Genomic DNA, 23,112 nt, shown 5'->3' with positions numbered 1-23,112 from the left:
ACCATGGCGGATAACATCCAGTTTGCCGATGACGCGCCCTTGTTCGCGCACAGCCAACAGTTCCAGGACATCAAGAACGCGGCGCACGAGCACCTGCTCACCCGCATCGAGGAGCTAGGCGCCGAGTTCGGCCGCTGGTCGCGTCAGGCGATCAACCAGTTCGTCGATCTGGAAATGGACAGCTTCGTGCGGCTGCGGCACATCCCGATCAACGAGAGCGAAGTGCGTGCGATCGCCGGGGCGCTCACCAAGGAGCTCGCAGGGTTCGGGCCGATCGAGGACCTGCTCGCGGACCCGGCCGTCGAGGACATTCTCATCAACGGCTTCAGCGACGTTTACGTATCGCGGCACGGCATCCTCTCGAAGATTCCGGTGCGCTTCTCCGACAACGCGCATCTGCTGCGCATCGTGCGGCGCATCCTCGCACCCATCGGCCGGCGTCTGGACGAATCGAATCCGATGGTCGACGCGCGCCTGCCCGATGGCGGGCGCATCAACGTCGTGATCGAGCCGCTCTCGCTCGCGGGGCCCATCGTCTCGATTCGCAAGTTCCGCAAGGATCCGCTGCGCCCCGACGATCTGCTCGGCAACGGTACGTTCGGCGTGGAGATCGGCGCGCTGTTCGAAGCGGCGGTGCAGGCGCGCTGCAATATTCTCGTGTCGGGCGGCACGAGCTCGGGCAAGACATCGCTCCTGAACGCGCTGGCGTTTCATATTCCGGAGGTCGAGCGCGTGGTGACGATCGAAGACACCGCCGAGCTTTCGCTCAATCACCCACACGTGGTGCGGCTCGAAAGCCGCCCCGGTGGCTTCGACGGCACGGGCGTGGTGACCATTCGCGACCTGCTGCGCAATACGCTGCGCATGCGCCCGGACCGCATCATCGTGGGCGAAGTGCGTGGCGGCGAGGTGCTCGAAATGCTCCAGGCGATGAACACGGGCCACGACGGATCGATGGCGACGGTGCACGCGTCGTCGCCGCGCGAGTGTCTGTACCGGCTCGAAATGCTGGCGGGCTTTGCGGGCTTTCAGGGCACCGAAAGCAGCCTGCGCCGGCAGATCGCCAACGCCGTCGACTTCATCGTGCAGATCGGGCGCCTCTCCAGCGGACGCCGCCGGATTCTTTCGGTTACCGAAGTAACGGGGCTCGCGGACAATATCATCGCGACCCAGGAACTGTACCGCTACGAGCCGGTCATGAACGCGGACGGCGAGGAGGTCGACCGCTGGGATTCGCTCGGCATCCATCCGCACTCGCCCAAGCTCGCGCGGTTTCGCCAGGCGCTTGCGGCTTCGTCGAATTTCGGCTTTGGCGGCGGGCGCGACGGGGGTTTCAATGTCTAGCGCGATCGCGCTCATTGCGGCGCTTGCGCTGCTGCTTGCCGCTGCCGGGCTGATGCTCTGGCAGCGCGCGCAGCAGCGCACCTCGCGTGAGCATGTGACGCGCTTTGTCGATAGCCGGATGAGCGCCGCAACCCAGGCGACCCCGGTCGGGGCGATGCCGGGCACGCCCGCCGCATCCAGACCCGCTGCGGCCAGATCCGATGAAGTGCGCGCCGCCTATGTAGGCGGGAACGCCGCCAGGCGCGGCGGGGCGCTGCCCTTGGCGGCGCTGCAGTCGCACGACTGGAGAGGCCGCGCGAGGCTCGCGCTGCAGGGCATGCTGAGCCGTGCCGGCATCGTCGACATGCGCAAGCCGCTGGCATTCGTCGGCCTGATCGCGCTTGCACTGACGCTGTTGGCGCTGGCGGTCGGCGGCGTGCCGGCGGCGCTCGCCGTGGTCGTGCTGGTGGTGGCGCTGGTGGCCTTCGCGCTCTCGGTGCGCATGCAGCGGCGGCGCGCGCGGCTCGTCGCGCAATTGCCTTCGTTTCTCGATGGCATTGTGCGGCTGATCGTGCTCGGCAACAGCGTGCCGGCCGCGTTTCAGGCCGCGCTGCTCACCACCGAAGCACCGCTGCGCGAGTGCCTCGATCACGTTTCGCGCATGCTGCGCGCCGGCGTCGAAATCGATCGGGCGCTCAATCACGTCGCACAGGTCTATGGCGCGCGCGAACTCGAACTCGTGGGCGCGGTGCTGCGCCTTTCGGTGCGCTACGGCGGCCGGGTCGACGTGATGCTCGAACGCATGGCAATGTTCATGCGCGATCTCGAACAGGCGCAGCGCGAACTCGTTGCGATGTCGGCGGAAACGCGTCTCTCCGCATGGGTGCTCGCGCTGTTGCCGCTCGGTATCGCGGGCTTTCTCATTTTGACCAACCCGCGGTATTTCGCGTCGATGTGGAACGATCATTCGGGGCGTCTGCTGGCGTACGGGGCCATGGGCCTGCAGATGCTGGGCGCTTGGCTGCTGTACCGGCTCACGCGGCTCAAGGGGGCGCTGTGAGCGCGCACGGTCTCGGTGTGCTTGCGCTGCTGCTTGGCGCGCTCGGTTTCGCCTTGCTTGGCGCGCTCGCGTGTGCGCGGCTTCTGGCTGCGCGCAAGAGCGGGCGCGTGCTCGATCAAGCGATGATGAACCGCGCGGCGCAGACGGGCCAGCAAGGCGCGGCCGCCCTCGATGCACGCACCGCGGCGTCACGCGGCGCACAGGGGGGCACCACGACCAGCGACGCCTCCATCGGCGTGTCGAAACGCTCCGGACTACCAGGCATGATCGACGCGCTCGGCGCGATGGGCGCGGGCTGGCTCGATACCTCGCTGGGCAAGCTGATCGTCGCCGATGAAGACCGCGGCCTGCTCGATCAATGCGGCTACGTCGACGCGCGCGCAAGGGGCCTGTATTGCACCGTTCGCCTCGTATGCGCATTCGCGATGGCGGCACTGGCTGCGTGGTGCAGCATCGCGCACGGCGTGCGGCCCGTGGCCTGGGCGGGTGGCGGTCTGTTATTCGGTTTTTTCCTGCCGAAGCTCGTGGTGCGTCGCCGCGCGCACGCACGGCTCGACGCCGTGGCCGACGAGTTGCCGATGCTCGTCGATCTGCTGCGCCTGCTGCAGGGCGTCGGGCTCTCGCTCGATCAGAGCCTGCAAGTGATGATCAACGAATTCCGCGTCGTGCTGCCCGTGCTCTCCGGCGAAGTGGAGATCGCACAGCGCCAGTTCGTGGCGGGCCGCACGCGCGAGCAGTCGCTGCAGCGCATGGCGTCGATTTACGAAAACGAGGACCTGCGTGCCGTGATCCGGCTGCTCGTGCAGGTGGACAAGCACGGCGGCGCCGTGCAGGAGCCGCTCAAGCAATTCGGCGACAGGCTGCGCGAGGTGCGCCGCGCGACGTTGCGCGAGCGCATCGGCAAGCTCACCGTGAGGATGACCGGCGTGATGGTGGTGACCCTGCTGCCCGCGCTGCTCATCGTCACGGCGGGGCCTGGCGTAATCGCTGTCCTGCATTCGCTGGCATTGGCCCGTCATTGAGGGGCGGCGCGATCGACCCATGAACACGACTGGAACCATCATGAAGCATTTCATCGTCGACACGGTTGCGCGCCGTGCGCTGGCGGCCATGGCTGGCATGGGGCTCGCGGCGCTGGCCGCGTGCGGGACGCCGCAGGGCTATGGAGTGGGCCCGCAGGCGCAGGCTGAAATGCAGATGCGCGCCAGCACCCACGACCCGGTGCCGGATACGCCGGGCATGTACCTTGGCCTGATTTCCCGGATGCAGGCCGAAGGGCTTTATTACGCATCGCTCGCGCATATCGATGCGTTCGAGCGCCAGTACGGCGCCACCCCCGATTCGATCGTGCTGCGCGCCGACGCGCTGCGCGTGACGGGGCAAGCGGGCGCGAGCGCGGCGGCTTACACGCAGTTGCTCGATACGCCGCTCGCGGCGCGCGGCCATCGCGGGCTTGGTTTGCTTGCGGGCGTAGCGGGCGACTTTCGCAAGGCTGCGCTGGAGCTTGAAGCGGCGTCGCGGCTCGACCCGACCAACGCGACTACGCTCTCCGACCTCGGTTATGCGTTGCTGCGCGATGGCGACGTGGCCGGCGCGCGCGTGCCGCTGCTCGAGGCGCTGGAGCTCGATTCGCACAACGCGAAGATCGTCGCGAACGTGGCGCTGCTATTCGAGGCCGGCGGCAACGACGCCGATGCGCATGCGCTCATGGCACGTCAGGGCTTGCCCGAGCAGACCCGGGCGGCGATAGCACGCGATGCGCAGAAGGTGCGCGAAGTGGAGCGCGCGCGCCAGGGAGCGCAGCAGCGCGAATCGAAGGATCAGCCCGCGCCGCGCATGGCGCAGCGGGCCGCCGCGCCCCCATCGCGCTCGTTCGCGAGCGCCCAGGGCGTCCAGAGCGCCCAAAGCGCGCAGAGCGGCTGGCCCGGCGGCGACGCGCAGCCGCGCCTGGTCGAGCGCTTCGCCCCGCAGTAAGGACTCACGCGAGACCAGGAATATGAGGACTACGATGAAAACCAATCAGCTCATCGACGCGGGCGTTGCCGCGAGCCTGGCCGCTTCGGCGGTTTTTCGGGCGTGCCACCATCGCGCTGCGGTGGCCGTGCTCGTCGCGAGCATGACGATTGCCTTGGTGCTCGCCGCGCCGGCGGCGCATGCCGAGGGCATGGACGCGCAGACGGATGCGCAAACCACCGGCGAGCCGGTTCCGAACAGCGAAATCGGCCACTCGACGAGAGCCTGGCTCGATCTTCAGCGCAGCAACGCCCAGGCGGCGCCCGCGCTGCCGATGCTCGGCGAGGAGGCGGGCTACGCCTGGCGCCGCTACATGAAATCGTTCGATACGGACATCCCGACCAGCTTCGGCTCGACGGTCCAGACCGGCAACGGACAAGGCGGCGGAGTCGGCGGCGCAACCATGGGCGGGGGAGGCGCGTACTGAGATGGTGGCGCGCTCACGCCAGCCGGCTCGTGCCGGCTTTCCCGGCGCTTGCCGCGCGCATGCGCGGCGTCAGCGCGGCTCGCTCGCGGTGATGGCGGTTATCGGGCTCGTGGTGGCCGTGGCGGCGCTGGGCGTGCTCGACGTGGCGAATCTCTATCTTGCGAAGCGCGCGTTGCAGAACGTCGCCGATTTCGCGGCATTGGCCGCGGCGCAACAGATGGACGACCGCTGCGCGCAGCCGCTCGTGACGGCGACCGCCAACGCGGCGAGCAATGGTTTCGTGGTGAACGGCACGACGCGCACGCTGGCCGTCGCCTGCGGGCGCTGGGACTCGAATGGGAATGGCGGGATGACCTTCGTGAGCAACGGCACGCCGCCGCTCAACGGCGTGCAGGTGAGCGTGACGAATACCGTGCCGTATTTCTTCCTCGGGCCGGCGCGCCAGATCACGGCGAACGCCACGGCCAAGGCGTCGGTGATCGGCTCGTTCCAGGTCGGCACGTCACTCGCCCAGGTGAATCTGCTCAACGGCATGCTCGGCGCGCTGCTCGGCGGCACCCAGGTCCAGCTCGACGCGGCCTCGTGGACTGGCCTTGCGAATGCCAATGTGAAGGTCGCCGATCTCGCCGCTGTCGCCACGTCAGCCGGAACATACGATGGCTTGCTCGCCGCGCAAACCTCGGTAGGCGGCCTGGCCAACATCCTGCTCGCGGCCGTCGGCCGCGACGGGGCGCTCACGGCTAATGTCGCGGCGGCGCAAAACGCCCTGAGGGCGGTGGCCGCGCTCGTTCCGCAGGGGACGCTCAACTCCATCCAGCTGGTGTCGCTGTCCGGCTCGCCGGCGTTGCTGCAACTCGGCGTGGCCAACGCCGAATATGCGGCCGACGCGAGCGTCAACGTCCTGCAAATGCTGATCGCCGGCGCTGAGATTGCCGCCGCCGGCAATGCGCCGGTCACGTTCAGCCTGGATACGACCGGATTGAGCGGCGTTCTGCCCGTGAGCGTCGCGCTCACGCTGCAGGTGATTTCGCCGCCTTCGATCGCCGTGGGCGAGCCCGGCTACATCGAGGGAACCAGCACGTGGCGCACCCAGGCCCAGACCGCGCAGATCCTGCTGGGCGCGAACGCCGTGATTTCGACGACGAACACCACGACCTCGTATCTCGGCATCGGCTACGTCCTCGATGTGAGCGTGCAACTGCCGCTCTACGTGGTCGCCGCGCAAGGGCAGGCGTGGCTGCAATCGGCGCAGTGCGCGGCCAGCAAGGCGGCAAGCACGCAGACGATCGGCGTGCAGACCGGGCTCGCCAATATTTGTATCGGCACGCCGCTCGCCAGCGGTGTGCAAGCGAAGGACGTGAGCGGCTTTAGTTGCGCCGGCACGAACGCCCGCTGGAATGTGGCGAGCGTGTCGTTGTTGGGCACGACCATCGCCACCGTGAGCGCGCCTTCGGTGGGCGTGCCCGTCGTCAATCCGTCCAGTGCGGTCCTGATGTTCGACGGCGACGGCAATTCGATCACCGGCAATTCCGTCAATTCGAACGCGATCGGCGCGGTGCTCGACAACTCGCTTCAGTCGACCGTGACGACACTGGGCCAGCTGACCGAAAGCAGCAACGGCTTGCAACTGACGCTGCTGCAAGGGGCGCTCAACTCGCTGCTCGGGCCCATCATCGGAGGCGTCGTCGGCGGACTGGTCGACGGTCTCGCCATGCCGGTGGTGAAGGGCATACTTGGCACCACCCTCGGCCCCGTGCTCCAGGGGCTCGACGACATCATCCTCGGCCCTTTGCTGCAATTGCTCGGCGTTCAGCTCGGCGTCGCGACCGTGACCGACTATCCGCTCACCTGCGGTGTTGCAACACTCGTTCAATAAGACAACCCACCGATGCGAACCACCACCCCCATCGAGGAACTCGACCTCTACGTCTGGGAAGGCAAAGCCGATATTGTCGAGCGCGTCGCGCGCTGCATGGCGAGCCTCGACGTCGAGGTGATCCGCGCCGACGACACGGCGGTCTCGCCGCAACGCATCGCCGTGCGCGCATCGATCGCCATCGTCAGCGTGAGCGTGATCGACACCGGCGCGCTGGTGCTGCGTGACTGGCAGGCCACGCACGGCATGCCGGTGATCTGGGTCGGCGCGGCGCCGCGCGACAACGACCCGGCCATGTATCCCGCCGAGTACTCGCACATTCTGCCGCTCGACTTCACCTGCGCCGAACTGCGCGGGCTCGTGTCGAAGCTCGCGGTCCAGCTGCGCGCGCATTCGGCCCAGACGGCGGGCGCGGACATGCTCGTGGCCGAGTCCGAGAGCATGCGCGCGCTGATGAAGGAGGTGGATACCTTCGCCGACTGCGACACGAGCGTGCTCGTGCACGGCGAAACCGGCACCGGCAAGGAGCGCATCGCCGAGCTGCTGCACCGCAAACACAACCGTTACGGCGCGGGGCCATTCGTGGCCGTCAACTGCGGTGCGATCCCCGATGGCCTGTTCGAGTCACTGTTCTTCGGGCATGCGAAGGGCTCGTTCACGGGCGCGGCGCTCGCGCACAAAGGCTACTTCGAGCAGGCCGACGGCGGCACGCTGTTTCTCGACGAAATCGGCGATCTGCCGCTCTATCAGCAGGTGAAGCTGCTGCGCGTGCTGGAGGATGGCACGGTCACGCGCATCGGCTCGGCCACGCCGCTGAAGGTGGACTTTCGCCTTGTCGCGGCGACCAACCGGCAACTGCCGCAACTGGTGAAAGACGGCAAGTTCCGCGCCGATCTCTATTACCGCCTTGCCGTGATCGAGCTGTTCGTGCCGTCGCTGGAAGAGCGCGGCGCGGTGGACAAGATCGCGCTCTTCAAGGCGTTCGTGGCGTCGGTGGTGGGCAGCGAGCGGCTCGCGGCGCTGCCGGAGCTGCCGTACTGGCTGGCCGACTCCGTGGCGGCGATGCGCTTTCCGGGCAACGTGCGCGAGCTGCGCAACCTGGCCGAACGGGTCGGCGTGACGGTGCGGCAGATGGGCGACTGGGACGCGCCGCGCCTGCGCCGGCTCCTTGCGGGATCGGGCAGCGTTCAGCCGGCGCCGGGGGAGTCGGCGATGGCGCCCGTCGTCGATCGCAGCAAATGGGACATGGCCGAGCGCAGCCGGCTGCTGACGGCACTCGATGCGAACGGCTGGCGCCGCAAGGACACAGCCCAATACCTGGGTATCAGCCGCAAAGTGTTGTGGGAAAAGATCCGCAAATACCAAATTTTCGACGAAGAACCCGCAACCGGCGAAACTGAGTAATAATTGTGCGATTTTGTAAAATCATACAAAAGCACTGTACAAAACAGGGACTTCATGAGCGACAAGTGGAGAGTTCGACAGCTTGCGTTGGCCGCGCTGATGCTGCTCGGGGGACTGGAATCAGGCTGCGCGCAGCCGGTGCAGCAGGGGACGGCGCAATCGGCCCAATCGGCCCAATCGGCGCAATCGGCTGGGCAGTCGACGGTCAACGTGGCCGCGAACATGGCGGCACAGGATCCGGCAACCGCAGCGGTGCAGCCTCAGGCGGCGCCGGGCGCGCAGCCATTGCCGGGGACGCCGGTCGCGCTGACGCAGGAGGAGGCGCAGCAGAACGCGGCAGGCAATGTGGCCGAGCTGCAGCAGATGATCCGCGGCTCCGATCTCAATGAATTGCGCACGACCTACAACGGCACCTATGGTGCGAGTCTCCTGTTCTACGGCAAGGAGATGACCTATTACGTGACGTTGTTCCAGAACAAGACGTTCTGGCGCGTCATCAAGACCAGCGACGAGACGCGCGCCGAGGCGATCTATCGCGATTTCGTGCAGAAGACGCTGCAGTTGTCGGATGTCGAGATCCGCCGCACGCGCCTCGAGGCGCAAAAGGCGTACACGGCCCGCATGATCGCGCTGACGCAGGATCACGCCAATCGCCTGCAGGCCGATCTCGCGATTGCGCGCCAGCAGCAGGCCATTGTCGCGGATCAGCAGAAGCAGGCGCGCACTCAGGCCAATACGCTTCAGGTCGAGAAGGCGGCTGCGCAGGATCAGCTGCGTGCAGCGCAACGCCAGGTGCGGGAACTGCAGCGCGAGGTCGAGGGCGGCTTGCCGGTCCGGTGATCAGATTGCTGGCAGGGCGGATGGGAGACGAAGGCGGGCGTCCGTGACGCGCCGCCTTCGTTGCCTTCGGGGGCGATGTTTCGCGAAAACCTGACGAATTCCTGGTGAAGGGTCGTGGGCGGTGCAAGGGGCCCATACGGACCCGCCCCGATCATGGCGACCCGTTCGGATCGCCCGACGGGCGCCGATGGGCGGCCTCAGTGCTTGCCGTGACGATGATGCTTGGCATGGCCTTTGCCGGTGTCGTCGGCGGGCTCGGGCCTGGAGGGGGGCGGATCGACGGCGATAGGGTCGCTTGCCGGGAAAGTCTCTTCGAGCGCTTCGTCGAGCGCATCTTCCTGCGAGGGCTGAGGAGACTTCGGTTTGGATGAACTCATGGCGTTCTCCGGGCGAAGAGAGTCGTCTTCAGGATAACGCAAAGAGAAAGACCACGAGCGCATGGCCGGATCTAGTGCGCTTGCGCTTCGCGCGATCGGCGGTGGCAGAAAATGCGCGCGCGACCCGCGCGCGCATGGCTCAGCCGTTGTTCGAGCCTTCGCCGCCGTTGCCGCCGTTGTTCACGGCACCGTAGAGCCGGCGGCGGCGTGTGACGACCACCGGGCCATCCTGGGCGGGGCGCTCGGGCGAACCGGGTGAATTGGACGGGCCGGACGAGCCAGACGCCGACCAGGATTCGCGCGGTTCGCGCTCCCGGGGCTCACGCGATTCGCGCGAACCATGGCCGCCGTGGCCGCCATAGTTGCCATGCGGGCCACGGCTCGTATGCTCGCCGTGCGAAGGGCGCGGCGTGCGCGGACCCGGGCGCGTGCCGGTGTCGAGCTGGATGGTGGAGATGGCGCGTTTGTAGATGCCTTGCAGGCCGACAGGCGTGCGCAGCATCACCAGGTACTGATCGAACGACTCGATGCATCCGGTCAGGCGAATGCCGTTGACCAGATAGATTTCAACGCGCTTGCGCTCTTTGCGCGCGGCGTTCATGAAGTCGTTTTGCGGGTGCGATTCTGCGGAAGGCATGGACGAATTTTGACCAGGCGGCTCAATGCCGCAATTCATTTAGAAACGTTTGCTCGCCGGAATTCTACCTTGTGCCGGCAAAGCGCGCGTGCGTTGACATACTTTATTGCAGAACTATACCGGCTAGCGGCCACAATGGCGGAATTGGCGGGCTGGCACCTTGCATGTCCGCAAAGATCCACAAAAGCGGGTCTCGAACCATCGGACGCGCTGCCGGCGCATACGTTCATAGCGTAGTGCAAAGCGTGCGCGAACGTGTCACCGATTTCGCTGTCTTGCGCACGCACGCGTCCGACCGTTCCCGCGCCTTATTGAATGGCGATTTTCCGGGCTTCCGGGCGTGCGTTCCGTGCGGCGACGCACGCGCGCGGCAGGCGCGCGATTGCAAACTGGGAATAACGCGCTGGCCTGCCGCGTTTACCTCTTGTCGACGTCGGCGGTTCAGCGCACGACGTCCACTCTGCACAGGAGATGACCATGAAGCGGTTTCGCAGTGTACTTGCCTGTCTTCTCTGTCTGACGATGGCCGCGGTCTCGGGTTCGGTGACTGCGTGCAGCGACATGAATTCGGGCGGCAGCAGCTCGTCGAGCAGCGCGGGCGGTTCGTCGGGCGGCGGCGGTTACTGACTCGCGGCTAGCCACGCCACCGGGTCCCGCGCGCCATGCTGCGCCGTCCGTCCGCGGAGTTCGAAGCGCAAGTAATCGCGCAACTCGCACCCATGCGCCGTTATGCGCGTGCGCTCACCGGCGACGCCGCCTGGGCCGACGATCTCGTGCAGGACGCCGCGGAGCGGGCGCTCTCGCGCGCCGCGTCGTTCCGGCCGGATAGCAACCTGCGTGCCTGGCTGCTGACGATTCTGCGTCACATCTACATCGACCAGTTGCGCGGGCGGCGCGAGATTGCGGTGGACGATGAAAGCGCGCCGTGGCGCACGCTGGAAGCACCGCACGGAGAAGTCGACGGCCTCGTGCTGCGGGATCTACAGCGCGCGCTCTATCAGCTTCCCGCCGCGCAGCGCGAGGTGCTGTTGCTGGTATGCGTGGAGGAGTTGAGCTATCAGGAGGCGTCGACGGTGCTCGGCGTGCCGGCGGGCACCGTGATGTCGCGGCTTTCGCGTGCGCGCGAGCATCTGCGCGCATTGCTCGACAGGGGACCGGTACAGGATTCGGCGCGGCACGTCGCGCCGCTCAGGGTGGTGGGGACCACGCGATGAACGACGACGAACTCGAACGCGAGCGCGCGAACACAGCACCGGCGGTTTCGTCCGATGGCGGGACGCCGCCTGGCCCGATCCCGCCCCCGGTCCAACCGATTGATTTGGACTCCGATATGGACCTTGCCGTGCTGGGTGCCTGGCTCGACGATGAACTGCCCGCCGACGCGCGCGCAGCCGTGCGGGCGCAACTGGCGGCGGACGAGCACGCCGCGCAGCGCGTCGCGGCCTGGCGCGCGCAGAAGGCCGCGCTGCAAGCGTTGTGCCGTGCCGGCGACGAAGCCGCTGTGCCGGCTTACCTGGTGCTCAGGCGACGTGATCCGTGGTGGCGGCGCGCGGGCCTCGCGGCGGTCTGGGCTGTCGCGGGCGCGGGCTTCGCGCTGGCAGCAGGCGCGCTGATGCCACAGTGGTTTCCAGGCGGCCCGTGGGGCGCGGGAGGGGCGGCAGGCGTGGCGGGCGTGGGCCAGGCCCCCCCATCATTGGCGCGCGACGCGCAAGGTTTCGCACGCAGCGCCGACGTGGCCTATGCCGTGTATTCGCCCGAAGTGCGACATCCCGTGGAAGTGGGCGCGGCGGACGAAACGCACCTCGTCGCGTGGCTTTCGAAGCGGCTAGGCAAACCGCTGGCCATTCCGCCGCTCGGCGAATACGGGTACGCACTCGTGGGCGGCCGTCTCTTGCCGGGCGCGGCCGGCCCGGCAGCGCAGTTCATGTATCAGAACCACGCCGGTGCGCGGCTCACGCTCTACGTGAGCGCATCGGGCCGCGATCGCGATGCCGTGCATCTGCTGAGCGACGGCAGCCGTCGTACCTTCTACTGGAGCACCGACGGCACGGGCTATGCGTTGTCCGGCCCGGCCACCGAGGCTCGCTTGCGCACGATCGCCTATGAGGTGTGCGGCGCGCTCGGCGGCACGCCGGCGCAATGGTGACAGGCGCACGATGGCGTCGCACGGATCCGAACCGGCCCGCGTGTTGCCGCCGGGCATGAGCGCGGCGCGCTTTGTGCGCGCGCTCGCCGCGTTCGAGGCCATCGTGGGCGCGCCCAACGTCTGCCGTGGGGGCGCGGCGCTCGCGCCGTATTTCGATCCGTTCGCGCCCGTCGAGGATGGGAGCGAACTCGCGTCGCCCTTTGCGCCCTCGGCGGCGCTCCTGCCGGCCAACATCGACGAGATCCGCGCGATCCTGCGCGTGGCCAATGCGGCGCACGTGCCGCTCTGGACCGTCTCCACGGGCCGCAACTTCGCGTATGGCGGCGCGGCCCCGCGTCTCGCGGGATCGGTCGTGCTGGACTTGCAGCGCCTGAACCGCGTGCTCGATGTGGACGAGCGGCTCGCATGGGCGCTCGTCGAGCCCGGCGTGAGCTACTTCGATCTCCATGCGCATTTGCGCGAGCACGGCCTGAAGCTGTGGGTCGATCCGCCGGCGGCGGGCTGGGGCAGCGTGATCGGCAATACGCTCGAGCGCGGCTTCGGCTACACCGCATACGGCGATCACGCAGCGGCGCAGTGCGGCATGGAGATCGTGCTCGCCAATGGCGACATCGTGCGAACCGGCATGGGCGCGATCGGTACAGGCACAGCGTGGCAGCTCTACAAGCCCGGCTACGGGCCGTCGTTCGACGCGCTTTTCATGCAATCGAACTACGGCATTGTTACGAAGATGGGGCTCTGGCTGATGCCGGCGCCGCCCGCTTATGTGATCGGTGAAATCCAGTTTGCGCGCGAGGACGATCTGGGCGCGATCGTCGATACGCTGCGGGCGTTGCAACTGGATGGCACGATTGCGCAGCACGCCGTGATCGAAGGCGCGATCCGCCGCGCGGCCAGCATTGCGCCGCGCTCGCGCTGGTACGAGGGCGACGGACCTGTGCCCGAGGCGGCCGTTGCGGCCATGCAGCGCGACCTCGATATCGGGCGCTGGAATCTGCATTACGCGCTCTACGGCGAGGCCGATGTAATCGAGCTTCAGCGCCGCAAGGTCGAGCGCGCGTTCGCACCCGTGCCGCACGCGCGCGCGTTCGCGAAACGTTATGCGGGCAGCGACGAGCCGCAGGGCGGCGGCGAGCGCAACATGGCCGGCATTCCGTCGATGAGCGCGTTTCGCATGCTCGACTGGCTGGGTGGCGAAGGCGCGCATGTGGACTTTTCGCCCCTTTGTCCCGCCGATGGCCACGACGCGCTGCGCCAGTACGCGCTCGTCAAAGCACGCGCGGCGGAATATGGCTTTGATTACTACGGCGGCTTCACCGCGGCGGGGCGCTGTCTGCATCATGTGTTCGCGGCGATCTTCGTGCGCGAGCGGCGCAACGATGCCGTGCGTGCGGGCGATCTGCTGCGCGCGCTGATGAGCGATGCACGCGCGGCGGGCTATGGCGTGTATCGTTCGCATCTGCTCTACATGGATTACGCGGCGGCGCAGTACGACTTCAACGACGGCGCGCTGCTGCGGCTCGCGCAGACGGTGAAGGATGCCCTCGATCCGCAGGGCGTGCTGGCGCCGGGCAAGCAGGGCGTGTGGCCGGCGGCGTGGCGCGCGATGCGCGGCTATACGTGAGATGGCTTGAGACTGTGTGAGGCTGGCATGGAACGGAGGCGACGCGATGAACCGGCGGACCTTTCTTCATGCAACGAGTGGCGCGTTTGCAGCGGCCTGCGCGGCGACCCCTGTGTGGCGGCCTGGCGCGCCGCCGATGCGCGTGGCGGTCTACGACCCGGCGCTGGAACAGGGCAGGGCGCTCGCGCGCAAAGCCGCGCGGCTCGGCGTGCCCGTGTTCGCAACCGGAGCACAAGGCGCGGACGACATCGGCACGCTGTGGCACGCGCAGCTTGCGCGCCGCCTCGAACCCCGCGCTGAAGCGCCCGCCGTCGTCCTCTGTGCACTACGTGGCTCCGACCGCTTCGTGCTGGAGCGTCTCGCTGCGGCGCGCGGCTGCATCGTGCTCGGTGTGCTCCGGAGTTAGCCCGCGCCCGCCTTGCCGACTTTGGCGATCTCTTCATCGCGCAGCTCGCGCCGCAGAATCTTGCCGATATTGCTTTGCGGCAGCGCCTCGCGAAACTCCACGAGACGCGGCACCTTGTAGCCCGTGAGCTGCTGGCGGCAGAACTGGATCAGCGCGTCCTCGGTGAGCGCGGGGTCGCGGCGCACGACGAATACCTTCACGCGCTCGCCCTGCACGGGGTCCGGCACGCCGATGGCCGCGACTTCGCGCACACCCGGATGCAGCGCGATCACTTCCTCGATTTCGTTCGGGTATACGTTGAAACCCGAGACGAGGATCATGTCCTTCTTGCGGTCGATGAGGTAAATATAGCCGCGCGCATCCATGATGCCGATGTCGCCCGTCGCGAACCATCCGTCATTGACGAAGCTGCGCGCGGTTTCGTCGGGACGCATCCAGTAGCCCTTCATGACCTGCGGGCCTTTTACGCACACCTCGCCCGGCTCGCCGAGGTTCGCCCACGTGCCGTCGTCGCGGCGAAAGCGCACCTCCGTGGAAGGCGCGGGCAGTCCGACCGATCCTTCGAAATCCTGAAGATTGGCGGGATTCATCGCCACGATGGGCGAGCACTCCGTGAGCCCGTAGCCATCGACGATCGGCTTGCCGGTGACTGCCTTGAAACGCTCGGCGATGGCACGCTGCGTGGCCATGCCGCCCCCCATCGCAAGCTTGAGACCCGAAAAATCGCGCTGGCGGAATGTCTCGTTCTCGAGGAACGCGTTGTAGAGCGTGTTGACCGCGCTGATGCAGCTGAACCTCTCATGACGCAGAACCTTCATCACGCGCGTCACGTCGCGCGGATTCGCGATCAGGATGTTGCGCCCGCCGATCGCCATGAAGCACAGCGCGTTCACGGCGAGCGAATAGATGTGATAGAGCGGCAGCGGCGTGAGAATGGCTTCTCGCTCGTTCACGAGTTGCCCGGCGATCCACGCCTTGGCCTGCAGCACATTCGCGATGACCGTGCCATGCGTGAGCATCGCGCCCTTGGCCACGCCCGTGGTGCCGCCCGTGTATTGCAGGAAGGCGAGGTCGTCGCGCTGCAGCGCCACCGGTGCGCGCGGCGCGCGGGCGCCCTCACTGAGCGTGTCGAGCAAGCGCACGGTGCGCACGCTGGACGGCAGCCGGTACACGGGCACGAGCTTCTTCACGTGGCGCAGCATGAAGTTGATGAAGCGGCCCTTGAGGTTGAAGCCTTCGCCCAGCAGGTCGCCCAGTTGCGTGAGCACGACGCGCTCGATGCGCGTGCCGGGCAGCGCGTTTTCCAGCGTCTTCGCAAAGCTTTCGAACACGACGATGGTTTGCGCGCCGCTGTCTTTCAACTGGTGCGCGAGCTCGCGCGCCGTGTAGAGCGGATTGACGTTTACGACGACGGCGCCGGCCTTGAACGCACCAAATAGCGCGACCGGATACTGGAACGTGTTGGGCAGCATGATGGCGACGCGCTCGCCGGACTGCACACCCACGCCCTGCAGCCACGAGCCGAACGCGGTGGCCTTGCGGGCGAGTGCACCATAAGTCATCGGCGAGCCGGCGCTTGTGTAGGCCACGTTGTCGCGAAAGCGCGCGGTGCAGTCGTCGAAGAAGTGGGCGAGCGAGGTGTACTGCGTCACGTCGACTTCGTGCGGCACGCCCGGCGGATACGAGGCGTACCAGACGCCGTCGGTGTCCGGCGGCGCAGGGGCCGCCGGGTCCGGGTGGGGGTGAGCCAGCGGCGGCGGTGGCGTCTCGCTCATTGTCGTTCTCCGGGCGTGGCGTGGTCTCTCGCCATCTTGCACCATCTCGCGCCGGGCCGCGCGCCGCATCAACTGGTCATCTGTTTGGCGGTCTGCGTCATGTCGATGCCGCGCCGCTCTCGGCTGAACGGGATCAGCACGGCGATCACGACGGCCACCGTGCCCGCGACGATCGCCATCGCCATCCCGTAGTTCTGGCCGTGCGTAACGGCGAGCGAGGCTTGCAGCGTGGCATTCACAGAGGCGAGCAGGTTGCCGAGCTGGTAGACGAGGCCCGGGAAGGTCGCGCGCACTTCATCGGGCGAGATCTCGTTGAGATGCACCGGGATTACGCCCCATGCGCCCTGCACGGAAATTTGCATGAGGAACGCGCCGAGCGCGAGCAGTACGGGGCCCGACGAGAACGCCCACAGCGGCAGCACCGGCAGCGCGATCAGCGCCGAGATGAAAATGGCCTTGCGGCGGCCGATTTTTTCCGAAAGCGAGCCGAAGAAAACGCCTCCCACAATCGCGCCGATATTCAGCGTGATGGTGATGAGCGAAACCGTATGCGGATCGAAGTGATGCTGCTCGCGCAGGAAGGTTGGATAGAGATCCTGAGTGCCGTGCGAGAAGAAGTTGAATGCTGTCATCAGCACGATCGCGTAGAGCGAGAGGCCGAGGTTGTGCTTGAGCGTGGACAGCAGGCTCGGGCGTGCGCGCTTTTCCATCTCTTTCCAGGCCGGCGATTCGGGCACGTGGGCGCGCACGTAGAGCACGAGCAGCGCGGGCAGCACGCCAACGAAGAACATGCCGCGCCAGCCGATGTGCTGGTAGAGCACGCCGAACACGATCGAGGCAAGCAGATAGCCGCTCGGGTAACCGGCCTGCAGGAGGCCCGAGACGACGCCGCGCGCCTTTGGCGGAATAGTCTCCATGGTGAGCGCGGAGCCCACGCCCCATTCGCCGCCCATCGCCACGCCAAAGAGCGCGCGCAGCACGATGAACGTCGTGAGGTTGGGCGAGAAGCCGGTGAGCATTTCGAGCAGCGAATAGCACGCGATATTGACCATCAGCGTGGGACGGCGGCCGAATTTGTCGGCAAGCCGGCCGAAGATCAGCGCGCCTAACGGGCGCATGGCCAGCGTGAGCGTAATGGCAAAGGCAACGGCGGGGATTTCAGTGTTGAATTCGGTGGCGATATCTTTCAGAACAAAAACCATCAGAAAGAAATCGAATGCGTCGAGCGTCCAGCCCAAATACGCTGCGATCGTGACGTTCTTCTGCTCTCGCGTCCAGCTCATGGCGTTATTCTCCTTGTGTGGCCGCGCTTGTCCTGTCTCCCGGCAATGCGCGCATGGCTCGCTCAGCCCCGCGTGGCGAACTGCATACGAGTGTACGCTGCGCATTAAACATTTGCAGGAATGTCCGGCGCAACCTGGACAAATCCCTGGAGAATTGCTTTATCGGGACCTGTTAGATGAAAGGTTATTGTTTTTATAGTAATTAAAATGTAATTAATTTGAATTGAAAATTGAATGCCCTGCGAATAACGTGCGCGCGGTTTGATGCAGTCATTGGCGATCCTGACTGAATCGGCGAGCGGGGCGGCTCAGCTTCGCATCAGCCATTCTGCGGTGCGGAAGACGACGTCGTCCCAGTCGCCGGGCGTGGTCTGGCGCAGCACGTGCGCCTCGCGCATCCAGGGAGAACGCGTGCCGGTTGCGCCCCAGCGCCACTCGCCGGCCGGATTGACGAGTACTGCAGTGGGCTTGCCGATCATCGTGGCGAGATTGGCGACGCCCGAGTCAACGCTGATTACGGCGTCCAGTTGTTCGATGCAGGCCGCAGTGTCGCCAAACGACATGATGCCCGGCGCGTAATGGGCGATGTTTCCGCGTGGCGAGCCGCCCGTCATCTCGGCCACAGGGTGATGCAGGCTGATGAACCGAACGCGGCTGTCGAGCGCCGCGTTGGTCGTGAGGCGCTCGAGCGCCGCGAGCGGCAAGGAGCGCAGGGCAGCCCAACTGCGCTCCTTGCTGCGCATGTCGCGGTTGTGGCGTTGCGCGCAATCCCAGAACACGCCAACCAGCGCCTTGCCTGGGTGCTGGGCGCGCAACGTGTACGCCCAGCTTGCTGCCTGGTCGCGCGCGCGTTGCGGTGCGCGTATCCAGGCGGCGAACCAGGGATCGGGGCGCGGCTGCAGGTGGGCTGCGAGCATCGGCAGATGCAGCAGCGTGGCTTGCATCGTGGGTGCGAAAGCCTCGACGGCGGGCAGCGTTGATTCGTCCAATGGCGAGATCGGGGCCATCGGTCTGCGCGCGACGACCACGCGGCAGCCGGCCAGCGATGCCTCGACGACGCTGTGGATCGGCGCGTCGCAGGTCACCATGATCTCCGCGCCGGCCGCGCGCCAATGCGCGATGCTGCCGAGCATCATGAACTGGTCGCCGTAGCCCATCTGGTGCGTGACCAGCACGCGTTCGCCGCGCAGGTCGCATTGCCCGTCCCACATCGGCACTGCGCTGTATCGGTAGTTTCCGCTGTCACTTCGGTTGCGCCAGATCCAGTGCGAAAAGCCGCGCGCGTCTGCCGTGCTGAGCAGCGCCTCGGCGAGCCACTTGCGTGCCCGCAGTTTGTCGGGGTCGTGGTCATCGGCCGGAGCGTTCACCACTTGTTCCAGCAGCGCAATGGCGCGCGTGGTGTCGCCGCTCAGGTAAAGGTCGCGGCCGAGCCGTGCCTGATAGAACAGCGGCGACCAATCGAGCGTCGCGAAGTCGATCCAGGCCTGTGCGGCTTGTGCGTGCTGGCCCAGCAGGCGCAGCGCGCGGGCGCGCGCGTGCACGAAGCTGCGGTTGTGCGGATCGAGCGCCAGGCCCTTTTCGGCCCACGGCAGCATTTGCTCGTCGCGCCTCACACCGACGAGCGCTTCGCAAATCTGCAGCAGTGGCGCGGGTTCGGACGGGCAGCGGGCGTGCGCGACGAATGCTTGCAAGAGTCGCTGTTCCGGATCGAGGGTCATTGCTGGGGAGGGGCATGAGGGGCTATTTGTCGGGGAAATCCTAGTGAAGGGGGCGGCCGACAGATATCGGAGGCTTCTTAAAAGCGCGCCGCTGCACCCCGTCTGCGGATGCTGCTGCATGGGTGCGGGTCTTCGAGCATAATGAACGATCGTGCTTTTCCTGATTCCGGTGATGGGGCAGCGTCACTAGAATCGGTTTGATTCCCCGTGTATTCCGTAATGCGGATCCGGGCCAATAGACATCAAGGAGACTTTAAGCATGCAGGTCAGGGAATTGTTCGAACTGGGTGGGCAGACGGCACTTATTACGGGCGGTTCGCGCGGGCTCGGGCTGCAGATGGCCGAGGCAATCGGCGAAATGGGCTGTCGCGTCGTCATCACCGCGCGCAAGGCCGACGAACTCGCAGCGGCGCAGCAGCATTTGCAGGCGCGCGGCATTGAAGTCACGACGGTCGTGAGCGACCTGCAGCGTGCCGAGGCCGTCAAGCCGCTAGTCGACGAAACGCTGGCGGCATGCGGCCGGATCGATATTCTCGTGAACAATGCGGGCGCGACGTGGGGGCGCCGGCGGAAGACTATCCCGACGAGGCGTGGCACAAGGTCATGAACCTCAACGTCAACGCGCCGTTTTTCCTCGCGCGCGAAGTGGGCAAGCGCAGCATGATTCCCGCGCAGTGCGGCAAGATCATCAATATTGCGTCGATCGCTGGCCTGAAAGGCTCGCTTGGCGCGATGCAGACCATCGCGTACAACACCTCGAAGGCTGCGGCCATCAACTTCACGCGCGCGCTGGCCGCCGAGTGGGGCAAGTACAACATCAACGTGAACGCGATCTGCCCGGGCTTCTTCCCGTCGAAGATGACGGCGGGTCTGCTCGACAAAGCCGGGCAGGCAGTGATCGATCGCACGCCGCTGCATCGCCTCGGCGACGAAAGCGATCTGAAGGGCGCGGTGGTGTTTCTGGCGAGCGCTGCGTCGCGGCATGTCACCGGCCAGCATCTGGCGATCGATGGCGGCGCGAGCATCGTTTGACGCCGCGCGCATCGCACTATGTGCCCGAATTTCACGAATCCCACGAGCCGACTACCCGCCATGCCCCAATCCACCTCCGCCGCGCCGCGCCCGAGCTCACCGTACTGGCCTGCGCATCTTCCGCCACACATGAGCATTCCCACCACGAACCTCTTCTACAACGCGGAGGTCTCGGCGGCGCGTTATCCGGACAAGCCTTTCATCGTCTTCTATGACACGCCCGTTACCTTCGCGCAGTTCAAGGACGAGGCCGAGCGCGTGGCGGGCTATCTGCAGACCGAGTGCGGCGTGAAGGCGGGCGACCGCGTGCTGCTCTATATGCAGAACAGTCCGCAATGGGTGATCGCCTATTACGGCATCTTGCGCGCGAACGCCGTGGTCATACCCGTCAACCCGATGAACCTCACCGACGAGCTCGCTCACTACGTGGAAGATAGCGGCGCGACCACCGCGTTCGTCGCGCAGGATCTGTATCCGCGCATCGCGTCGCTGGTGGGCGCGGGCGAAGGGCAGGGCCTGCGGCATCTGCTGGTCGCGTCGTACAGCGATTATTTGAAAAACGAACCGTTCTCGCCCCCGCCCGAATTCGTGAGCGCGCCGCGCCACGTGGAGGGCCCGGGCGTTGCGCACTGGGCCGACGTGCTGGCGGCGGGCTGCACACCCGGCGCGCTCACGGCAGGGCCGGACGACCTGTGCGTGATGCCGTACACGTCGGGCACCACGGGCAAGCCCAAAGGCTGCATGCATACGCATCGCAGCGTGATGTCGACGGCCGTGGGTGGTTGCGTCTGGTTCGGCAATACTCAGGATTCCGTACAGCTTTCCGTGCTGCCGCTGTTTCATGTGACCGGCATGCAGGGCGGCATGAACAGCCCGCTCTACAACGGTTCGACGATCGTAATCCTGCCGCGCTGGGACCGCGACGCCGCGGCTCGCGCGATCGAGCATTACCGCATCACGACCTGGCAGTCGATCTCGACGATGGTTGTGGATTTCCTTTCGAATCCGCGCATCGGCGAATACGATCTGTCGAGTCTCGCCGCAATGCGCGGCGGCGGCGCGGCCATGCCCGACGCGGTGGTCAAGAAGCTGCGCGACCTCACGGGTCTCGAATTCGTGGAGGGCTACGGCATGTCGGAGACGATGGCCGCCACCCACATCAATCCTGCGCAACACCCCAAGGCGCAGTGTCTCGGCATTCCGGTCTTCGACGTCGATGCGCGCATCGTCGATCCGATCACGCTCGAAGAGGTGCCCGAAGGAGAGGCGGGCGAGCTCATCATGAGCGCACCGCAAGTGATGCTGGGCTACTGGGGCAACCCGCAGGCAACGCGCGAGGCCTTCATCGAGCGCGACGGCAAGCGTTTTTTGCGCACCGGCGACCTCGTGCGGCGCGACGCCGATGGCTATTACTTCATGACCGACCGCCTCAAGCGCATGATCAACGCGTCCGGCTACAAGGTGTGGCCGGCCGAGGTCGAGGCGCTCATGTACCGGCATCCGGCCATCAAGGAGGTTTGCATCATCGGCGCTCAGGACCCCAAGCGCGGCGAGACGGTGAAGGCCGTTGTCGTGCTCGATCCGAGGCAGGTGGGCAGCGTGAGCGAAGCCGATATCGCCGCGTGGGCGCACGAGAATATGGCTGCGTACAAGGCGCCGCGCGTCGTGCAGTTCGTCGATGCGTTGCCGAAGTCGGGCAGCGGCAAAATTCTCTGGCGCCAGTTGCAGGAAGAGGAGGCTGCCGCGCGCTGAAGTGCATTAAAGCGGCGCACCGAACCTCCTGCCTTCCTCGCGAGCCTCAAGCGCCTGCCAATGCCGGCAGGTGCAACTCGCTCCAGTCCCATTCTCCGTGCGCGGCTTCGGCGGCCGCGCCCTTTGTTCCCGTGTGCTGCGCGGTGTGACCCGGCGACCATTCGCCAGGCGCCTGCGCATTCTTGCGCCCGAGAATCGCCTCGCACAGAAAGTCGATGCTGTACGCCTTCAGCAAATGCGCGTGATGCGTTTCGATATAGGCTGCAAGGCGCGCCGCTTCGCCCTGGATCTCCGCAAGCGAGTAGAGCGTGGTGGGATCCCAGCGAAAGCGCAGTCCGAGTTCGGCAAAAGCGGAATTGAATGCGCTCAACTGGTTGTGCAAGTGCTGATCGTGTTCCGTGGCTTTGCGGCCGGCTGAAGAGTGGCTCATGGCTGGTCTCCGTGTGAGTTCAGATGACGTGAGCCAATCGTAGAAGCGTTGAAGAATAAACGATAGTTAAAGTTTTTTTCGATTTGTATAAATAATTGAATATGGATACGCGTTGCGAGCCGCTGATCATCGACCTACGCGTAAACCCGCTTGGTGAGGCGCTTGCTTCTGATATATTGTATGGCACATATGGAATTTGCTTTTAACGACGGCTAAACACAACGTTGGAGACAAACCACCGATGTCTGCCGAAATCCAGGACGTAGCGGGGGGAGCCCCGCTGAGCTTGACGCTCGAACCCATCCACGCCACGGTTTCCCTGCGCGATCAGGCCTATGCGAAGCTGAAGCAGGCGATCGCAGAGACCGACATCTACCGCTCGCGAGACGAAATCCGCCTCGACGAGAAAGAGTTGACCGAAAAGCTCGGCGTGAGCCGCACGCCGGTGCGCGAGGCCATGACGCTGCTGGAACAGGAAGGATTCCTGCGTACTGTGCCGCGGCGCGGCGTCTATATTCTGCGCAAGACCCGCAAGGAGATCGTCGAAATGATCTATATGTGGGCCGCGCTGGAAAGCATTGCGGCGCGGCTCGCCACGCAGCGCGCTTCCGACGAGGACATCGCGCGTTTGCGCCATATGTTCGCGGATTTCGGCGAGGACAAACCCGCCGAGCACATCGAGGAATACTCGGAAGCGAACATCACGTTTCATCAAGCGCTGGTGGAACTGTCCAAGTCGCCGATTATCGTCGAGACCATCAAGAACATCTTCATGCATGTGCGAGCGATCCGGCGCATGACGATCGCGCAAAGCGATCGCGCGTCACGATCGATCGTGGACCACATGCGGATCATCGAGGCCCTTGAGGCGCGCGACACCGAAAGAGTGGAGCGGCTCGTGCGCCAGCATTCGATCGATCTTGCGTTATTTGTCGAAGCGAACTGCGACTTTCTCGACTGAGCGGCTCGCGCGCACACGTTGCGTGCCG

General features: G+C 66.0%; 21 protein-coding genes and 1 pseudogene. 16 read left to right on the top strand and 6 right to left on the bottom strand.

Translation table 11 applies throughout. The features are described from left to right. Nucleotides 1-3 precede the first annotated feature (3 nt). From P5W98_RS08640 to P5W98_RS08605, 8 genes are read left to right on the top strand one after another with little or no spacing between them, the layout of a single operon-like run. Complete coding sequence (locus P5W98_RS08640; RefSeq protein ID WP_421024176.1) at nt 4-1,344, top strand: CpaF family protein; 1,341 nt, start codon at nt 4-6, stop codon at nt 1,342-1,344. Next, entirely contained in the window at nt 1,337-2,383 is a 1,047-nt protein-coding gene (locus P5W98_RS08635) for a type II secretion system F family protein (protein ID WP_421024175.1), read from the top strand. Before P5W98_RS08640 ends, P5W98_RS08635 begins: the two co-directional genes overlap by 8 nt. Beyond that, nucleotides 2,380-3,405 carry a type II secretion system F family protein gene (locus P5W98_RS08630; protein WP_421024174.1) on the top strand — a complete coding sequence of 342 codons (1,026 nt, stop codon included), beginning with the start codon at nt 2,380-2,382 and terminating at the stop codon, nt 3,403-3,405. Before P5W98_RS08635 ends, P5W98_RS08630 begins: the two co-directional genes overlap by 4 nt. Nucleotides 3,406-3,424: 19 nt before the next feature. After that, on the top strand, nt 3,425-4,357 hold the full coding sequence (locus tag P5W98_RS08625; RefSeq protein ID WP_421024173.1) for a tetratricopeptide repeat protein: 933 nt from the start codon (nt 3,425-3,427) through the stop codon (nt 4,355-4,357). Between the two features lie 34 nt (nt 4,358-4,391). Next, nucleotides 4,392-4,823, top strand: coding sequence for a DUF3613 domain-containing protein (locus P5W98_RS08620; RefSeq protein WP_421024172.1), 432 nt, complete (start codon nt 4,392-4,394; stop codon nt 4,821-4,823). A 1-nt stretch (nt 4,824) separates the two neighbouring features. Beyond that, complete coding sequence (locus P5W98_RS08615; protein ID WP_421024171.1) at nt 4,825-6,699, top strand: TadG family pilus assembly protein; 1,875 nt, start codon at nt 4,825-4,827, stop codon at nt 6,697-6,699. 12 nt (nt 6,700-6,711) lie between these two features. Then, nucleotides 6,712-8,103, top strand: coding sequence for a sigma 54-interacting transcriptional regulator (locus P5W98_RS08610; RefSeq protein WP_421024170.1), 1,392 nt, complete (start codon nt 6,712-6,714; stop codon nt 8,101-8,103). 54 nt (nt 8,104-8,157) lie between these two features. After that, the gene (locus P5W98_RS08605; protein ID WP_421024169.1) at nt 8,158-8,943 is read left to right on the top strand and encodes a DUF2968 domain-containing protein; all 786 of its coding nucleotides are present in this window, start codon (nt 8,158-8,160) and stop codon (nt 8,941-8,943) included. Between the two features lie 197 nt (nt 8,944-9,140). On the opposite strand, the gene P5W98_RS08600 is transcribed toward P5W98_RS08605, so the two are convergent. Both P5W98_RS08600 and hfq read right to left on the bottom strand, forming a co-directional pair. After that, nucleotides 9,141-9,320 (bottom strand): hypothetical protein, encoded by a 180-nt coding sequence (locus P5W98_RS08600; RefSeq protein ID WP_421024168.1) that lies wholly within the window; start codon nt 9,318-9,320, stop codon nt 9,141-9,143. A gap of 139 nt (nt 9,321-9,459) precedes the next feature. Then, the gene (hfq, locus tag P5W98_RS08595; RefSeq protein ID WP_421024167.1) at nt 9,460-9,957 is read right to left on the bottom strand and encodes an RNA chaperone Hfq; all 498 of its coding nucleotides are present in this window, start codon (nt 9,955-9,957) and stop codon (nt 9,460-9,462) included. A gap of 477 nt (nt 9,958-10,434) precedes the next feature. Between hfq and P5W98_RS08590 the strand changes: the two genes are divergently transcribed. The 5 genes from P5W98_RS08590 (at nt 10,435) to P5W98_RS08570 (ending at nt 14,133) form a co-directional block, all read left to right on the top strand. Next, nucleotides 10,435-10,584, top strand: coding sequence for a hypothetical protein (locus P5W98_RS08590; RefSeq protein WP_421024166.1), 150 nt, complete (start codon nt 10,435-10,437; stop codon nt 10,582-10,584). Nucleotides 10,585-10,619: 35 nt separating this feature from the next. Then, on the top strand, nt 10,620-11,171 hold the full coding sequence (locus P5W98_RS08585; protein WP_421024165.1) for a sigma-70 family RNA polymerase sigma factor: 552 nt from the start codon (nt 10,620-10,622) through the stop codon (nt 11,169-11,171). 116 nt (nt 11,172-11,287) lie between these two features. Continuing rightward, a complete protein-coding gene (locus P5W98_RS08580) occupies nt 11,288-12,103 on the top strand; it encodes an anti-sigma factor family protein (protein ID WP_421025221.1) in 816 nt (271 codons plus the stop codon). 10 nt (nt 12,104-12,113) lie between these two features. Further along, nucleotides 12,114-13,727 carry an FAD-binding oxidoreductase gene (locus tag P5W98_RS08575; protein ID WP_421024164.1) on the top strand — a complete coding sequence of 538 codons (1,614 nt, stop codon included), beginning with the start codon at nt 12,114-12,116 and terminating at the stop codon, nt 13,725-13,727. Nucleotides 13,728-13,773: 46 nt separating this feature from the next. Next, on the top strand, nt 13,774-14,133 hold the full coding sequence (locus tag P5W98_RS08570) for a hypothetical protein (RefSeq protein ID WP_421024163.1): 360 nt from the start codon (nt 13,774-13,776) through the stop codon (nt 14,131-14,133). On the opposite strand, the gene P5W98_RS08565 is transcribed toward P5W98_RS08570, so the two are convergent. The 3 genes from P5W98_RS08565 to P5W98_RS08555 form a co-directional block, all read right to left on the bottom strand. Beyond that, on the bottom strand, nt 14,130-15,908 hold the full coding sequence (locus tag P5W98_RS08565; protein ID WP_421024162.1) for an AMP-binding protein: 1,779 nt from the start codon (nt 15,906-15,908) through the stop codon (nt 14,130-14,132). The genes P5W98_RS08570 and P5W98_RS08565 overlap by 4 nt on opposite strands. Before the next feature lie 68 nt (nt 15,909-15,976). After that, nucleotides 15,977-17,191, bottom strand: coding sequence for an MFS transporter (locus P5W98_RS08560; protein WP_421024161.1), 1,215 nt, complete (start codon nt 17,189-17,191; stop codon nt 15,977-15,979). A 308-nt stretch (nt 17,192-17,499) separates the two neighbouring features. Next, nucleotides 17,500-19,029 carry a hypothetical protein gene (locus P5W98_RS08555; RefSeq protein WP_421042310.1) on the bottom strand — a complete coding sequence of 510 codons (1,530 nt, stop codon included), beginning with the start codon at nt 19,027-19,029 and terminating at the stop codon, nt 17,500-17,502. Between the two features lie 139 nt (nt 19,030-19,168). Here P5W98_RS08555 and P5W98_RS08550 point away from each other — a divergent pair. Further along, nucleotides 19,169-19,941: pseudogene (locus P5W98_RS08550) on the top strand (SDR family oxidoreductase). Between the two features lie 129 nt (nt 19,942-20,070). Next, the gene (locus tag P5W98_RS08545) at nt 20,071-21,693 is read left to right on the top strand and encodes a long-chain fatty acid--CoA ligase (RefSeq protein ID WP_434660266.1); all 1,623 of its coding nucleotides are present in this window, start codon (nt 20,071-20,073) and stop codon (nt 21,691-21,693) included. Between the two features lie 46 nt (nt 21,694-21,739). Here P5W98_RS08545 and P5W98_RS08540 read toward each other — a convergent pair whose 3' ends face one another. After that, the gene (locus P5W98_RS08540) at nt 21,740-22,123 is read right to left on the bottom strand and encodes a hypothetical protein (RefSeq protein ID WP_421024158.1); all 384 of its coding nucleotides are present in this window, start codon (nt 22,121-22,123) and stop codon (nt 21,740-21,742) included. Between the two features lie 241 nt (nt 22,124-22,364). On the opposite strand from P5W98_RS08540, the gene P5W98_RS08535 reads away from it, so the two are divergent. Beyond that, the gene (locus tag P5W98_RS08535) at nt 22,365-23,084 is read left to right on the top strand and encodes a GntR family transcriptional regulator (protein WP_421024157.1); all 720 of its coding nucleotides are present in this window, start codon (nt 22,365-22,367) and stop codon (nt 23,082-23,084) included. Nucleotides 23,085-23,112 lie beyond the last annotated feature (28 nt).

The organism is Paraburkholderia sp. A1BS-2L (genome assembly GCF_051125205.1).
In the GTDB taxonomy this organism is placed as follows: Bacteria; Pseudomonadota; Gammaproteobacteria; order Burkholderiales; family Burkholderiaceae; genus Paraburkholderia.
The sequence above is the reverse complement of the archived record's forward strand: the minus strand, read 5'-3'. Positions and strand labels throughout refer to the sequence as shown.

Coding starts and splice junctions, on each gene's coding strand:
- P5W98_RS08555 (WP_421042310.1), bottom strand. CDS start 19,029: ATGCAGCAGCATCCGCAGACGGGGTGCAGCGGCGCGCTTTTAAGAAGC.
- P5W98_RS08590 (WP_421024166.1), top strand. CDS start 10,435: ATGAAGCGGTTTCGCAGTGTACTTGCCTGTCTTCTCTGTCTGACGATG.
- P5W98_RS08570 (WP_421024163.1), top strand. CDS start 13,774: ATGAACCGGCGGACCTTTCTTCATGCAACGAGTGGCGCGTTTGCAGCG.
- hfq (WP_421024167.1), bottom strand. CDS start 9,957: ATGCCTTCCGCAGAATCGCACCCGCAAAACGACTTCATGAACGCCGCG.
- P5W98_RS08585 (WP_421024165.1), top strand. CDS start 10,620: ATGCTGCGCCGTCCGTCCGCGGAGTTCGAAGCGCAAGTAATCGCGCAA.
- P5W98_RS08620 (WP_421024172.1), top strand. CDS start 4,392: ATGAAAACCAATCAGCTCATCGACGCGGGCGTTGCCGCGAGCCTGGCC.
- P5W98_RS08640 (WP_421024176.1), top strand. CDS start 4: ATGGCGGATAACATCCAGTTTGCCGATGACGCGCCCTTGTTCGCGCAC.
- P5W98_RS08540 (WP_421024158.1), bottom strand. CDS start 22,123: ATGAGCCACTCTTCAGCCGGCCGCAAAGCCACGGAACACGATCAGCAC.
- P5W98_RS08575 (WP_421024164.1), top strand. CDS start 12,114: ATGGCGTCGCACGGATCCGAACCGGCCCGCGTGTTGCCGCCGGGCATG.
- P5W98_RS08600 (WP_421024168.1), bottom strand. CDS start 9,320: ATGAGTTCATCCAAACCGAAGTCTCCTCAGCCCTCGCAGGAAGATGCG.
- P5W98_RS08560 (WP_421024161.1), bottom strand. CDS start 17,191: ATGAGCTGGACGCGAGAGCAGAAGAACGTCACGATCGCAGCGTATTTG.
- P5W98_RS08635 (WP_421024175.1), top strand. CDS start 1,337: ATGTCTAGCGCGATCGCGCTCATTGCGGCGCTTGCGCTGCTGCTTGCC.
- P5W98_RS08535 (WP_421024157.1), top strand. CDS start 22,365: ATGTCTGCCGAAATCCAGGACGTAGCGGGGGGAGCCCCGCTGAGCTTG.
- P5W98_RS08610 (WP_421024170.1), top strand. CDS start 6,712: ATGCGAACCACCACCCCCATCGAGGAACTCGACCTCTACGTCTGGGAA.
- P5W98_RS08545 (WP_434660266.1), top strand. CDS start 20,071: ATGAGCATTCCCACCACGAACCTCTTCTACAACGCGGAGGTCTCGGCG.
- P5W98_RS08625 (WP_421024173.1), top strand. CDS start 3,425: ATGAACACGACTGGAACCATCATGAAGCATTTCATCGTCGACACGGTT.
- P5W98_RS08615 (WP_421024171.1), top strand. CDS start 4,825: ATGGTGGCGCGCTCACGCCAGCCGGCTCGTGCCGGCTTTCCCGGCGCT.
- P5W98_RS08605 (WP_421024169.1), top strand. CDS start 8,158: ATGAGCGACAAGTGGAGAGTTCGACAGCTTGCGTTGGCCGCGCTGATG.
- P5W98_RS08565 (WP_421024162.1), bottom strand. CDS start 15,908: ATGAGCGAGACGCCACCGCCGCCGCTGGCTCACCCCCACCCGGACCCG.
- P5W98_RS08580 (WP_421025221.1), top strand. CDS start 11,288: ATGGACCTTGCCGTGCTGGGTGCCTGGCTCGACGATGAACTGCCCGCC.